Below are 12,875 nucleotides of genomic sequence, written 5' to 3'. Positions count from 1 at the left end.
CGCCCCGCGCCTCCAGGCCGCCGCACCGTCGATCCAGCAACCCGCCAGCAGGAAGGCACGCAGCATGGACACGGTCGTCGTGATCGGTGAGGCCCTCGTCGATGTCATCGAGGGCTCGGAGGGCCGCGTCGAGCACCCGGGCGGGAGCCCCATGAACGTCGCGGTCGGGCTGGCGCGGCTCGGTGTGCCCGCCGGCCTCGTCTGCGCGCTGGGGGACGACGATCGCGGAGCGGTCGTCCGCCGCCACGTCGAGGCGAGCGGCGTGCAGGTCGCGGCGACACTGATCGAGCGGACCTCGACGGCTGTCGCGACGATCGACGATCACGGCGTGGCCCGCTACGAGTTCGACCTGGACTGGCGGCTCGCCCCGGTAGCCCTGTCCGAGCTGACGCGACTCGTGCACGTCGGGTCGATCGGAGCGGTGCTGTCGCCGGGTGCCTCGGTCGTCCTCGAGGCCGCGCGGTCCCGGCAGTCGTCGGCTCTGCTGTCCGTCGACCCGAACGTCCGGCCGTCCGTCACGCCGGACCGCGACGCAGTGCTCACGGCCTTGCGGCCACTGCTCGCATCCGCCGACGTGGTGAAGCTCAGCGACGAAGACGCGGCCTGGTTGTGGCCGGAACGCGGGGTCGACGCCGTGCTGAACGGCCTGCTGAGGCTCGGCGTCGGGCTCGCCGCCGTGACGTTCGGCGCGAACGGCTGTGCACTCGCGACGGCCGGGGCCCACACCCGGTCGCCCGCTCCCGTCGTCGAGGTCGCCGACACGGTCGGGGCCGGTGACTCGTTCATGTCCGGGCTGCTCGCCGGCGTCCTGGCCTCGGGCAAGCATCCCCGCGACCTGGACGGGGACGACCTGGACGGGCTCGCACGCCTCGCGCTGGATTGCGCTGCGATCACCGTGAGCCGACCTGGCGCGGACCCACCCACGCGAGCCGAACTGGGCTGAGCGCCCACTGGTCGGTCGAACCGAGTGCTATGTTTGCGCGCACAACAAATCCCGGACGACGATGTCGGAGGACGCGCGATGACGCACGCAACAGAGCACCGCTTCGGTGAGACGACCCTGACGCTCGTCGATGCCGAAGGCGATCCCATCCCGGATGCCGACATCACGGTCGAGCAGACCCGCCATGCCTTCGCCTTCGGCAACATCGGCTTCGACTTCATCGGACTCGCCAACGGCGAAGCGACCGGCGAACCGACCGGCGAACCGGCCGGCGAAGCCAACGCCGGAGCGCAGGAGGAAGCAGGCACCGAGCACCTCGCCGACCTCTACACCGACGTCTTCAACACCGCGACGCTCCCGTTCTACTGGGGCCGCTTCGAGCCCGAGCGCGGAGCTCCGGACACCGCCAGGCTCCTGACCACGGCGCAGTGGTTCCGCGACCGCGGTGTCGCCCTGAAGGGCCACCCGCTCGTCTGGCACACCGTGCAACCCGAGTGGCTGCTCGGGCTGCCGCTGGACGAGGTCGAGCGGCTCCTACGGGAGCGCATCCGCCGCGAGGTCTCCGCCTTCGCCGGCACGATCGACACCTGGGACGCCATCAACGAGGTCGTCATCATGCCGGTGTTCGACAACGGCGACAACGCGATCACCCCGCTCGCCCGGGCCAAGGGCCGCATCCCGATGATCCGGATGGCCTTCGAGGAGGCCCGCGCCGCCAACCCGCACGCCACCCTGCTGCTCAACGACTTCGACCTGTCGAGCGCGTACGAGTGCCTGATCGAGGGCGTGCTCGAGGCCGGCGTGCAGATCGACGCCATCGGGCTGCAGACCCACATGCACCAGGGCTACTGGGGCGAGGACACGATGCTCGCGATGGTCGACCGGTTCGCCCGCTACGGCCTGCCGCTGCACCTGACCGAGACCTCGCTCGTCTCCGGCGACCTCATGCCCGCGCACATCGTCGACCTCAACGACCACCAGGTGGCCTCGTGGCCGTCGACGCCCGAGGGCGAGGCGCGCCAGGCCGACGACCTCGAGCGGCACTACCGGAGCCTCGTGGGGCACCCCTCCGTCGAGGCGATCACCTACTGGGGCATCACCGACGCGGGCGCCTGGCTCGGCGCCCCGATCGGACTCGTCCGCGCCGACGGCACCCCCAAGCCGTCCTACGAGGCCCTCCGCCGGCTGGTCAAGGAGGAGTGGTGGCTCGGCCCGACGGTGCTGCGCACCGACGACCGCGGTCGAGTGCAGGTCCGCGGCTTCCGTGGCGACTACCGCGTCGACGTGCGTGGCGCGTCCACGGCGATCGCCGTCACCGACGTGCCCACGCAGGTGCAGATCGTCGCGTGACCACCTGACGGACTGGAGGCCCGGTGCGGCCCCGCCCCGCGCCTCCGGTCCGTCACCTGGTCGCGCGTCCTGCGGCCACCACACCCCAGAAGGCTCCGCCGACGAGGATCGCGGCGCACGCGACGAACGCGGGAACGTCGTCGGCGCGTCCGAGTGCGATGTAGACCAGGCTCACGACCACCGTCGCGCCGCCGGCGATGCTCGTCGGGACGACCGCTGCTCGGTGCCCGAGGATCCAGTTCTCGTCACTGCGCATGGTCGCCCGGGTGCGGATGCCCACGAGCCCGTTCCTGCCGATGAGGCCCCGCGCCGGTAGTGCGACGAGGACGATGGTCAGGACGGCGGCCGCCGTCTCGATCGCGATCACGTGGTCTCCTTCTGGGTCGGTCATCGCGCTCGTGCGCGCAGTGAGGCTGCGGGGAGCGTGTCAGACCAAACCTGCCGGTATCCGGTGAAATACGCAAGCAAGATGTCGAGGTGAGCGGTGCTACCGAGGGGACCGGAACGGCCAGTCGCCGGCATGCGTGTGCGGCACCGCGACGACCTGGACGGCATCCCGGTAGACGATCCGACCCGGGGAGCTGGTCATGAGTTGCATCCACGCGATCCCGTGGTGGTCGAGGAGTTCCAGGTACGGGCCGACCATCTCGAGCAGTGCGACGGCGTCCGCGCTGAACCACGCCCGTGCCCCGGGTTTGCGGATCTCGTCGTAGCAGTCCGGCCTCGTGGTGGTCGGGTCCGTGTACATGGCGGTCGCGCGGGCGTTCGCTTCTCGGAGCCACCTCGTCTCGGCGTCGCTCAGCCGGCCGTCCCGCTGCAGTCCGTTCGCGAGGGCGAAGACCCCCGGGAACCGCCCGCGGCGGTTGGGGACGGCGCTTTGGTACCTGATGAACCCGCTCACGACAGGGAGCGTCCGAGGCCGCGCAACGCTGCACCGAATCCGCGGATCACTGCAGGGCGCTCCAGTCCTGGGGAAGTGCGGTCGTGCCCCACGCGGGGTCGGGGACCCATCCCGACCAATCGGTGTCGAAGGGGAACCGGCGCGCGCTCGCGACCTCGGTGGCTTCTCGGCCAGCACGCTCGATGACCGCCCGCTTCGCCGCCGGCCAGTACCCGCCGGCGGCGTAGAACTCGAGCTCGTCTTCGTCCTTGTACCGGACAGACCACGAACCGTCGGGCTCGGTGGTCGCCACCACGTCGAGTGTCCAGTCTTGACTGTCGAACCCGATCGGTGTCCGTACCCACGGCAGCTCGAGGTTGATGTACCAGTCGGGAAGCCAATCGGACCCGTCGTGCCAGCGCCAGACGGACCAGGGGCTCCCCTTCTGGTGGACGCGGACGACACTGGATCCAACCCACCGGTCATCGACGTAGGAGCCGTCCCAGTCCTCGGGCAGCACGAGGCGTCCGTTGGGCCCGCTCCCGACGCCCGCACGTCGACGGACGGCTGAGCCGACGGTCGTGGCGACCACCGCCAGTTCGTCATCGTCCACCAGGACCCGGGCGGCGACCGCGAAGCCGACTGCTTCGCCGTGCTCGCCGAAGCGGTTGATGCTGCGGAGCGCAACGGGGCTCCCGGAGGGGAACGGATCAGTCCTGGTGTCGGATCGCGCGGCGTCGGTCATCCACCGATGCTGCCACGGCGCGGCCTCCGGGACCGCTGACTCACCGCCGCACGTACCGGTGCTCCGGCCGCCCCGCAGCCCCGTACCGCAACTGCATCGCCACGGTCCCGTCCGCCGTGAGCTGCGCCAGGTACCGCTGCGCCGTCGCCCGCGACACCCCGATCGCCGCAGCCACCTCGGCGGCGGATCGTTCCTCACCGGCGACGAGCTGCTCGAGCACCAGCGCCGCCGTGGCCGCCCGGGACGGCGACGCCCCACCGCTGTCGCCGGCGTGCAGGATCCGGAACGCCCGCTCGACGGCCTCTTGATCGAGGGTCGACCGCTCGTCGAGCACGTTCCGCGACCGTGCGTACGCCTGCAGCCGCTCGGCCAGCACCCCGGCCGTGAAGGGCTTGATCAGGTAGGCGAGTGCCCCGCTGCGCATCGCCCGCCGAACGGTGCCCGAGTCCGACGCAGCACTCAGCACGAAGGCGTCGGCGTCGCTGTCGATCGACCGCAGCAGGTCGAGCCCGCTGCCGTCGGGCAGGTACACGTCGACGAGCACCAGGTCCACGGTCCCGCTCGACAGCGCGGCGCGGGCGGCCGCGAGGGTCCCGACGGGTTCGAGCGCCCGGAACCCCGGTACCTCGTCGACCTGCCGCCGGTGCAGGTCGGCGACGTGGAAGTCGTCGTCGACCACCAGCACGGTGAAGACGGAACTCACGACACCACTCCTTCCAGTCGGGCGCAGAAGACCGCGCCGTGGTCGGCACCGCCGGGGGAGGCGAGCCACACGTCGCCACCGTGCCGTCGGGCGATCTCCCGCGACAACGGCAGCCCGATCCCGAGCCCGTGCACCTGCGAGACGTCCTCCGACGCAGGAGCAGCCGCCGGCCCGCGGACGAACAGCGAGTCCGCGGCGTCGACCGGCACCCCCGGCCCGGAGTCCATCACCGACAGGTGCAGCGTCGCGCCGTCGTCGAGCACCTCGACCTCCACCCACGGGGATCCGCCGTCGCGCGTTCGCTCGTCGCCGCCGAGGGCCGCCGACACCGCGTTGTCGACCAGGTTGCCGAGCACGGTCGTCACGTCGCCCGGTTCGGTGATCGTCCCCCGCACGAGCGTCTCCGCTCCGATCCGCAGCAGCACCCCGCGCTCGGCGGCCTCGACGCCCTTCGCCCCGAGGAACGCCTGCAGGTACGGCTCGGTCAACCGGTCGGCGTGCTGCACCGGGTAGCGCAGTGGCCCGCGCTCCTGCACGTCCGCCAGGTAGGCACGTGCCCGCGTCGTCTCGCCGATGTCGAGCAGCCCCGAGATCGCGTGCAGCCGGTTCGCGAACTCGTGGCGCTGCGCGCGGAGCGCCGTGCTCATCGACCCGACGGCGTCGAGCCGCCGGGTCAGGGCCTCGACGTCGGTGCGGTCGCGCAGGACGGCGACCCGGCCCAGGTCGCGTCCGTCGCGGAACACCGTGCGGACGTCGACGAGCAGCACCCGGTGCCCGGCGACGATCGTGGCGCTCGCCGGAGCCGCGGTGGACGCGACGAGCATCGACCCGAGCGGCGCGGGCAGGTCGAGGGAGGCCACCGGACGGCCGACCGGGTCGGTCAGTCCGAGCAGTCGCACGGCTTCGGGGTTGCAGACGGTGACGACCCCCGACGGGCCGATCGCGATGACGCCTTCACCGACGCCGCCGAGCACGGCCTGCTGGTTCTGCACGAGCGTCACGAGCTCCTCCGGCTGCAGCCCGAGCGTCAGCCGCACCAGTCGCCGCCGGATCAGCACCGAGGCGATCACCGCGAGCAGGACCGCCGCCAGCCCGGCACCGATCACCGGCATGCTGTCCTCGACCAGGGTGTCGTAGACGCGTGCCCGGTTGAACCCGACGCTCACCTCGCCGACGACGGCGGACTGCCGGGAGGCCCGGCTCGTCTCCGCCCCGCCGGCTGCGGGCGCGGAGACGGGCACCTTCGCCCGCGCCGACTCACCGAGGGTGCCGCGCGCCCAGGACACGGTCTCGCGGCCGGCGAGTGCGGCGTCGGGAGAGGTGCTCACCATCTCGCCGATCCGGTCGGTGTCGGGGTGGGCCAGCCGGATGCCCCGGTCGTCGGTGACCACGACGAAGAGTGCCCCGGTCCGACGCTGGGCTGCGAGTGCCGCACGCTGGACGGGTCCGTCGGCGAGGACCGCGGGGTCGAGGTCGGTGCCGTCGACGCTGAGCCGGGCGACCGCGGCCCGGACGTCGGACTGCGCGGCGACGCTCTGTGCGATCGCGAGGGCGGTCCCCTCGGCAGCGCGCTCGAGCCGGGTGACCTCGATCCGGACGAACACGGCACTGGTCAGGGCGACGACGGCGACCACCACGGCGAGCTGCAGCACGAGCACCTCGGTGGCGAAGCGGAGCCTGGGGCGCCGTGAACGGTCGTCGGTCACGACCCCAGCGTACGGAGGGCGAGCCGACCTGCCTGCGCACAATGCGCAGAAAGCGGTCAACGCGCGATGGTGCGCCAATGTGCAGAAGCGCGCCGCGCCTCCAGGCGGGGTCGTAGCGTGCCCGGACTGCCAGACACGGACGAAGGAGTCCTGATGCTCGTCATCCTCGGGTACGCGATGGTCCTGACCTTCATGGTCCTGATCATGACCAAGCGCATGTCGCCCATGCTCGCGCTGATCATCGTGCCGACCGTGTTCGGACTGTTCGCCGGGGCGGGTCTGGGACTCGGCGACATGGTGACCGAGGCGATCGGCACGCTGGCACCGACGGCCGCGCTCCTGATGTTCGCGATCATGTACTTCGGGCTGATGATCGACGTTGGCCTGTTCGACCCGCTCGTCCGGTTCATCCTGCGGGTGACCGGCAACGACCCGGCGAAGATCGTGCTCGGCACTGCTCTGCTGGCCGGTGCGGTCTCGCTCGACGGGGACGGATCGACGACGTTCATCGTGGTCACGGCGGCGATGCTGCCGATCTACCTGAAGCTCGGCATGAGCCCGGTCGTGATGACGTGTGTGGCGGGTCTGACGAACGGCACGCTCAACATCGTGCCGTGGGGCGGTCCCACCGCCCGTGCCGCCGCCGCGCTGAAGATCGACCCGACGGACATCTTCGTGCCCCTCGTGCCCTCGCTCGTGGTGGGGCTGCTGCTGTGCTTCACGTTCGCGTGGACGATGGGCCTGCGGGAGCGCAAGCGCCTCGGGCTCATCGAGTTCACCGAGGCCTCGCGGGGCGCGCGGGTGCCGGAGCGGGCGAACGCCCGAGCGGGGTCACGGGTGCTCGCGGCGGTCGGCGGGACCGGCGGCGGGATGTTCACGAGCCCCACGGTCGCGCTCGGACTGCGCGGTGGGAAGGCCGACGGCCGGCGTGCGGACGGCGAGGGCGTGGACGGCACCGGGCCGGGGGACGACAGCACGGGGACCGGCACCATGGCGGAGACGATGCTCGACCCGAACCGTCCGACCCTGCGGCCGAAGCGGATCTGGTTCAACCTGGCGCTGACCGTCGCCGTGATGGTGGCGCTCGTGCTGGGGCTCCTGCCGCTGCACTTCGTGTTCATGATCGGCACGGCGATCGCCCTGCTCGTGAACTTCCCGCAGCTCAAGCAGCAGACCGCGCAGATCGTGGCGCACGCCCCGAGCATCGTCGGTGTCGTGTCGATGGTGTTCGCCGCCGGGGTGCTGATCGGGGTGCTCGATGGCACCGGGATGGTCGCGGCGATGGCCGACTGGCTCGTCGCGGTGATCCCGGACTCGATGGGCCCGTACCTGGCGGGCATCACCGGCGTGCTGAGCATGCCGCTGACGTTCTTCATGAGCAACGACGCGTTCTACTTCGGGATCCTGCCGGTGCTCTCCGAGAGCGCCGCGGCGTACGGGATCACGCCGGCCGAGATGGCGCGGGCCTCGGTCGTCGGGCAGCCGGTGCACATGCAGAGCCCGCTGGTCCCCGCGATCCTGCTGCTGGTGTCGCTGGCCAACGTGAACCTCGGCGACCACCACCGGAAGGTGCTGTGGCGGGCGGCCGTGGTCGCGATGGCGATGCTCGTGGTGGCGATCGTCGTGCGGGTCATCCCGTTCGGCTGAACCGACCGCCGGTGCCGACTCGGCGCGCGCCCGACCGGGCCGGGCACGACCGGCTCAGGCGGCGTCGAGCTCCCGCGTCAGGGCCGCGACGAAGTCGTCGATGTCCTGCTCCGAGGTGTCGTACGCGCACATCCACCGCACCTCGTTGCGGCTGGCGTCCCAGTCGTAGAACCGGAAGTGCTTCCGCAGCCGGTCGGCCACCCCGGCGGGCAGGGTCGCGAAGACCCCGTTCGCCTGGGTCTGCTGGCTGAAGCCGACACCGCGGATGCTGCCGTCGGCGATGCCGGCCTCCAGCGCACCGCGCAGTCGGGCGGCCATGGCGTTGGCGTGCCCGGCGGAGCGCAGGTACAGGTCGTCGCTGAGCAGGGCGATGAGCTGGGCGGAGACGAACCGCATCTTCGACGAGAGCTGCATGTTCATCTTGCGCAGGTAGTGCAGCCCCTCGGACGCCGAGGGGTTCAGCACGACGATCGCCTCGCCGTACAGCATGCCGTTCTTCGTGCCGCCGAAGCTCAGCACATCCACACCGGCGTCGGTGGTGAAGTCGCGCAGGGGCACCCCGAGGGACGCCGCGGCGTTCGAGATGCGGGCGCCGTCCATGTGCAGCTTCATGCCGAGCGAGTGGACGTGGTCGGCGATCGTCCGGACCTCGTCCACCGTGTAGGCGGTGCCGAGCTCGGTGGTCTGTGTGATCGACACGACGAGCGGCTGGGCGCGGTGCTCGTCGCCCCAGCCCCAGGCTTCGCGGTCGATGAGCTCGGGCGTCAGCTTGCCGTCGGGTGCCTCGACCGGCAGGAGCTTGATGCCGGCGACGCGCTCGGGCGCACCGGCTTCGTCGGTGTGGATGTGCGCGGTCGCGGTGCACACGACCGCTCCCCACCGCGGCAGCATCGACTGCAGGCCGACGACGTTCGCGCCGGTGCCGTTGAACACCGGGAACGCCTCGGCCTGCGACCCGAAGTGCTCGCGGATCACCTCGTTGAGACGTGCCGTGTAGACGTCCTCGCCGTAGGCGATCTGGTGGCCGTCGTTGGCCGCGGCGATGGCGGCGAGGATCTCGGGGTGGACGCCGGCGTAGTTGTCCGAGGCGAAGCCCCGCAGGTCCAGGTCGTGCAGTCGGAGGGTCACTCGTTCATCCTAGGTTCGAGGGATCAGGCGCCGTGAGCGGGATGCGGGCACCGTTGACGTCGGGCGATGGGGTGTCCCAGAGCCGGACGACCTCGGCGCCGAGCTGCGCTTCGAGGCCGGACAACGCGCCGACGACGAACACGGTGGCCGCGGCGGTCTCCGGCGCCTCCTTCCGGAACCCCTGCGCGACGGCCCGGACCCAGGCGTCGGACGCGGCCTTCGCCGCCGCGTAGTTCGCGGCGCCGGCGGTGGGGGAGTCGACCGCGGTGGACGACACGAACGCGAGCCGTCCGGCAGGGGACGCCACCAGGTCGTCGTGGAAGACCCTGGTCGTGTTCCGCAGGGTCCGGAAGGCGCGGTCGAAGAAGTCCCAGTCCGCGTCGGACTGGCCGACGATGCTGCCACCGCCGCGCCACCCGCCGACCAGGTGGACCAGTCCGTCGACGCGGCTGGCGTCCGCGTGGACGTCGTCGGCCAACGCGGTGACCGCACCGAGGTCCGCCAGGTCGCACGTGCGGGTCGTGACGCCCGGGACGGACGCGCGCAGGGCCTCTAGGGCGTCGGGTCTGGTGCCGACCGCGACGACGGCCGCACCGGCGCCGGTGAGTGCGCGCGCGACGGCCGCGCCGCTGGCACTGGTCGCACCGGCGATCAGCACCAGGCGACCGGCCACCGAGCCGTCGGTCACGCGGCGGCCTCGCCGACGAGCTCGGCGTCCGTGGTGCCGGTGATGCCGGCGGTGGACGCGATGACGGTCGCCATCTTCTTGTCGAGGGCCTCGTAGAACATCGACAGCGGGAACTCGTCGTCGAGCACCGCGTCGGTGTAGCCGCGCGGCGGTCCGGCGAGCGTCTCGTCGGGCAGGCCACGCGCCCACTTGGACGCCGGGTGCGGCGTCAGCGTGCGGGTCAGCATCTCGTACGCGGCGAGCCAGTGCGCCGACTTCGGCCGGTCGATCGAGCGCCGGTAGAGCTCGTTGATCTCGTCACTCAGGGCGATGATCACGTCCGGCACCTCGGGCCAGTCGATCGTCAGCTGCGTGTCGGTCCAGTGCAGGACGCCGTGCTGGTGCATCCAGGCGAACAGCAGCTGGCCGCCGAGTCCGTCGTAGTTGCGGACGCGGCTGCCGGTGATCGCGAAGCGGAAGATGCGGTCGAAGACGACCGCGTACTGCACCAGGCGCGCGTGGTCGCGGATGGCGCGCTGCGCGTCCTGGAGGCCCATGTCGGGTCCGGCGGACAGCTCGCGTTCCAGACGCACCGACTCGCGGAACGCGGTCAGGTCGCAGCGGAGCTCCTCGAGCGAGTAGAGGAAGAACGGCATCCGCTGCTTGATCATGAACGGGTCGAAGGGCAGGTCCCCGCGCATGTGCGAACGGTCGTGGATGATGTCCCACATCACGAAGACCCGCTCGGTCAGCTGCTGGTCGTCGAGCATCGCTGCGGCCTCGGCCGGCAGCTCGAGCTTGGTGACGTCGGCGGCGGCACGGACGACCCGGCGGTAGCGGGCGGCCTCGCGGTCCTGGAAGATCGCGCCCCACGTGAAGGCGGGGATCGTGCGCATCGCGACGGTCTCGGGGAACAGCACCGCCGAGTTCGTGTCGTACCCCGGGGTGAAGTCGACGAACCGCAGCGCGACGAACAACGCGTTGCCGTGGTCGCCGGTCTCGAGCTCGGCGATGAACTCCGGCCAGATGACCTCGACCAGGACCGCCTCGACGAACCGCGAGGTGCTGCCGTTCTGCGTGACCATCGGGAACACGACCAGGTGGCCGAGCCCGTCGACGCGGTGCTGCTGCGGCTGGAACGCTGTGAGGGAGTCGAGGAAGTCGGGGACGCCGAAGCCCTGCTCCTGCCAGCGAGCGAAGTCGTGCTGCAGCACCTGCAGGAACGCGGCGTCGTGCGGGAAGTGCGGCGCGAGCTCGGCGACGGCCGGCACGATCACCGCGACGTGACCGGCGGCAGCGGCATGGTCGGACGGTTCGGGGACGGAGCCGTCCCGCGTCTGCAGGGCCTGCAGGGCGACGACTGCACGCTTGAGCCGGAGCCAGGCGGGGTGGGCGGCGATCTCGCGCACCGACAGGTGGTCCTCGACGACCTCGGGCTCTCCGACGATGGCGTCCTGCGAGATCTTCTGGACGAACTGGGACATGTCGAACCTCCCGTCATTGGGGTCGGCCGCGGATCTGCGGACGAGTGGTGCGCGTTACCGGATCGTCTCGAGCCTAGGGAAGTTCGGGGGACGCAAAGTTGCCCATCTCCGGTGGAATCGTGCGTCGTCACGGCGCTCGCGCGGGCATCCACGCGAGCCGCGCACGGAACCGTCGCTCCGCGTGGCTGGGATCTCCGGAAGGGACCGGGGAGTGCTGTCGACTGGCCTCGGGGCAGGGCTGCTGCGCGCGCTGGTCCGCATCGACGGCTCGGCTGCCGTGTGATCGGTACGGTGGTGGCCATGGCCCGATTCACGCCCCCAGCCGCTGACGCGATGCGCGCCCGGCTCCTGCTCGCCGCGCGGGACGAGTTCGCCGCGGTCGGACTGGCCGCCGGCAGGGTCGAACGGATCGGTGCCGCAGCGTCGAGCAACAAGGCGCAGGTCTTCCACTACTTCGGCAGCAAGGAGGGGCTGTTCGACGCGCTCGTCGCCGACACCGTGACCGAGACGTTCGCCGAGGCCCCGCTCGACACCGCCGACCTCGCCGCATGGGCCGGCCGGGTGCACGACTCGTACGACCGTCGCCCCTGGGCCCAGCGGCTCGCGACGTGGCACCGGCTCGAGCGCGCCGACGTCCCGCTCGAGTCCGTCGCGACGAGCTACGCCGACGCGGTGGCCGAGGTCGAGCACGCCCAGCGTGCCGGGGTCCTGCCTCGGGCGTTCCGTCCGGCGGTGCTGCTCGGGCTCGTGCTGCACACCGCGGCGTTCTGGAGTGCGACCGCTCCGGAGTACGAGCCGCTGGTGCAGGCCGTGACGCCGCCGCGGCGTCGCCAGGTCGTGGTGGACGCGGTCGCCGCCCTGCTCGGCGGGAAGTCCTGACCGAAGGGTCCGCGAGCACCAGCGTGAGAGCGCTGGGACCGAGCGTGCGGGACGGGGCCGCACCGGGCCTCCTGGCCGCCCCTCAGTCGGCTGTGCCGGCGGCGACCCGCAGCGTCCGCTCCGCGTCGTCGAGGTAGTCGGCGAGCAGCGCCGAGGCGGCGTCCTGGTCGCCACCGCGCAACGCGGACACGATCGCGTCGTTGCGTTCGACGAAGTCGGCGTGGAACGAGGCCGGGTCCGCGGTGGTCAGGAAGGCGAGCCGCATCTCGGCGAGCAGGCCGTCCATCAGGGCGTGGATCCGCTCGCTCGGCACCGCGCGCACGAGCTCGGAGTGGAACCGGATGTCGGCGGTCCCGACCGCACCCCAGTCGCCCGCGGACGCTGCTGCCCGGGCGTCGGCGACCGCTGCGGCGGCCTCGGCGAGTGCCGGTGCGTCGGGGGTGCAGGCGCGGACGGCTGCCTCCTCGAGCACCCGCCGAGCCGCGTAGAGATCGGTGACGTCGGCGGCGGAGAGCCGGCGGACGAAGACCCCGCGGTTGAACACGTGCTCGACCAGACGGTCGCGGGCGAGCAGCCGGAAGGCCTCGCGCAGGGTGTTCCGTGAGACCCCGAGCTGGTCGCTCAACCGCTCCTCGGACAGCTGCGCCCCGGGGGAGAACCCACCCGACGCGATCATGGTGCGCAACCGCGTGGCCGTGGAGTCAGCGCCGCCGACGGTTCGGGTCATGGCACCGATCCTGGCA

13 protein-coding genes are annotated in these 12,875 nt (G+C 71.7%); 4 read left to right on the top strand and 9 right to left on the bottom strand.

The annotated features are described in order from the left end of the window. Together BIU89_RS05710 and BIU89_RS05705 are read left to right on the top strand one after the other, a co-directional pair. The coding region (locus BIU89_RS05710) for a carbohydrate kinase family protein (RefSeq protein ID WP_254791506.1) at positions 1 to 943 on the top strand (943 nt) is incomplete at its 5' end. A 78-nt stretch (positions 944 to 1,021) separates the two neighbouring features. Next, entirely contained in the window at positions 1,022 to 2,293 is a 1,272-nt protein-coding gene (locus BIU89_RS05705; protein WP_071245089.1) for an endo-1,4-beta-xylanase, read from the top strand. Positions 2,294 to 2,345: 52 nt separating this feature from the next. Here the strand turns inward: BIU89_RS05705 and BIU89_RS05700 are convergent, their stop codons facing one another. The 5 genes from BIU89_RS05700 to BIU89_RS05680 all read right to left on the bottom strand — a co-directional run bounded on the left by BIU89_RS05700 (position 2,346) and on the right by BIU89_RS05680 (position 6,327). Continuing rightward, the gene (locus BIU89_RS05700; protein WP_083404192.1) at positions 2,346 to 2,684 is read right to left on the bottom strand and encodes an SdpI family protein; all 339 of its coding nucleotides are present in this window, start codon (positions 2,682 to 2,684) and stop codon (positions 2,346 to 2,348) included. 96 nt (positions 2,685 to 2,780) lie between these two features. Beyond that, positions 2,781 to 3,194, bottom strand: coding sequence for a hypothetical protein (locus BIU89_RS05695; protein WP_071245087.1), 414 nt, complete (start codon positions 3,192 to 3,194; stop codon positions 2,781 to 2,783). 46 nt (positions 3,195 to 3,240) lie between these two features. Next, complete coding sequence (locus tag BIU89_RS05690) at positions 3,241 to 3,918, bottom strand: DUF402 domain-containing protein (RefSeq protein ID WP_071245086.1); 678 nt, start codon at positions 3,916 to 3,918, stop codon at positions 3,241 to 3,243. A gap of 40 nt (positions 3,919 to 3,958) precedes the next feature. Further along, a complete protein-coding gene (locus BIU89_RS05685; protein WP_071245085.1) occupies positions 3,959 to 4,621 on the bottom strand; it encodes a response regulator in 663 nt (220 codons plus the stop codon). Beyond that, on the bottom strand, positions 4,618 to 6,327 hold the full coding sequence (locus BIU89_RS05680; protein WP_071245084.1) for a sensor histidine kinase: 1,710 nt from the start codon (positions 6,325 to 6,327) through the stop codon (positions 4,618 to 4,620). Before BIU89_RS05680 ends, BIU89_RS05685 begins: the two co-directional genes overlap by 4 nt. Positions 6,328 to 6,480: 153 nt before the next feature. Between BIU89_RS05680 and BIU89_RS05675 the strand changes: the two genes are divergently transcribed. Continuing rightward, the gene (locus BIU89_RS05675; RefSeq protein WP_071245083.1) at positions 6,481 to 7,974 is read left to right on the top strand and encodes a CitMHS family transporter; all 1,494 of its coding nucleotides are present in this window, start codon (positions 6,481 to 6,483) and stop codon (positions 7,972 to 7,974) included. A 54-nt stretch (positions 7,975 to 8,028) separates the two neighbouring features. On the opposite strand, the gene BIU89_RS05670 is transcribed toward BIU89_RS05675, so the two are convergent. Genes BIU89_RS05670 through BIU89_RS05660 form a run of 3 tightly spaced genes read right to left on the bottom strand, consistent with a single transcriptional unit; the run spans position 8,029 to position 11,253 of the window. Beyond that, on the bottom strand, positions 8,029 to 9,102 hold the full coding sequence (locus BIU89_RS05670; RefSeq protein ID WP_071245082.1) for a threonine aldolase family protein: 1,074 nt from the start codon (positions 9,100 to 9,102) through the stop codon (positions 8,029 to 8,031). A gap of 4 nt (positions 9,103 to 9,106) precedes the next feature. Next, on the bottom strand, positions 9,107 to 9,790 hold the full coding sequence (locus tag BIU89_RS05665) for an SDR family NAD(P)-dependent oxidoreductase (protein WP_071245081.1): 684 nt from the start codon (positions 9,788 to 9,790) through the stop codon (positions 9,107 to 9,109). Beyond that, a complete protein-coding gene (locus BIU89_RS05660) occupies positions 9,787 to 11,253 on the bottom strand; it encodes a DUF6421 family protein (RefSeq protein WP_071245080.1) in 1,467 nt (488 codons plus the stop codon). The genes BIU89_RS05665 and BIU89_RS05660 overlap by 4 nt, the downstream gene beginning before the upstream one ends. Positions 11,254 to 11,553: 300 nt before the next feature. On the opposite strand from BIU89_RS05660, the gene BIU89_RS05655 reads away from it, so the two are divergent. Beyond that, the gene (locus BIU89_RS05655) at positions 11,554 to 12,132 is read left to right on the top strand and encodes a TetR family transcriptional regulator (protein WP_071245138.1); all 579 of its coding nucleotides are present in this window, start codon (positions 11,554 to 11,556) and stop codon (positions 12,130 to 12,132) included. Positions 12,133 to 12,214: 82 nt separating this feature from the next. Here BIU89_RS05655 and BIU89_RS05650 read toward each other — a convergent pair whose 3' ends face one another. Beyond that, positions 12,215 to 12,859 carry a GntR family transcriptional regulator gene (locus BIU89_RS05650; RefSeq protein WP_071245079.1) on the bottom strand — a complete coding sequence of 215 codons (645 nt, stop codon included), beginning with the start codon at positions 12,857 to 12,859 and terminating at the stop codon, positions 12,215 to 12,217. Positions 12,860 to 12,875 lie beyond the last annotated feature (16 nt).

The sequence above is a fragment of the Curtobacterium sp. MCBA15_005 genome (assembly GCF_001864855.1).
Classification (GTDB): domain Bacteria; phylum Actinomycetota; class Actinomycetes; order Actinomycetales; family Microbacteriaceae; genus Curtobacterium; species Curtobacterium flaccumfaciens.
This window is presented reverse-complemented; position numbering and strand designations above follow the sequence as displayed.

Excerpts from the sequence above, each read along its gene's own strand:
- BIU89_RS05660 (WP_071245080.1), bottom strand. The coding sequence starts at position 11,253 with ATGTCCCAGTTCGTCCAGAAGATCTCGCAGGACGCCATCGTCGGAGAG.
- BIU89_RS05655 (WP_071245138.1), top strand. The coding sequence starts at position 11,554 with ATGGCCCGATTCACGCCCCCAGCCGCTGACGCGATGCGCGCCCGGCTC.
- BIU89_RS05700 (WP_083404192.1), bottom strand. The coding sequence starts at position 2,684 with ATGACCGACCCAGAAGGAGACCACGTGATCGCGATCGAGACGGCGGCC.
- BIU89_RS05690 (WP_071245086.1), bottom strand. The coding sequence starts at position 3,918 with ATGACCGACGCCGCGCGATCCGACACCAGGACTGATCCGTTCCCCTCC.
- BIU89_RS05675 (WP_071245083.1), top strand. The coding sequence starts at position 6,481 with ATGCTCGTCATCCTCGGGTACGCGATGGTCCTGACCTTCATGGTCCTG.
- BIU89_RS05650 (WP_071245079.1), bottom strand. The coding sequence starts at position 12,859 with ATGACCCGAACCGTCGGCGGCGCTGACTCCACGGCCACGCGGTTGCGC.
- BIU89_RS05705 (WP_071245089.1), top strand. The coding sequence starts at position 1,022 with ATGACGCACGCAACAGAGCACCGCTTCGGTGAGACGACCCTGACGCTC.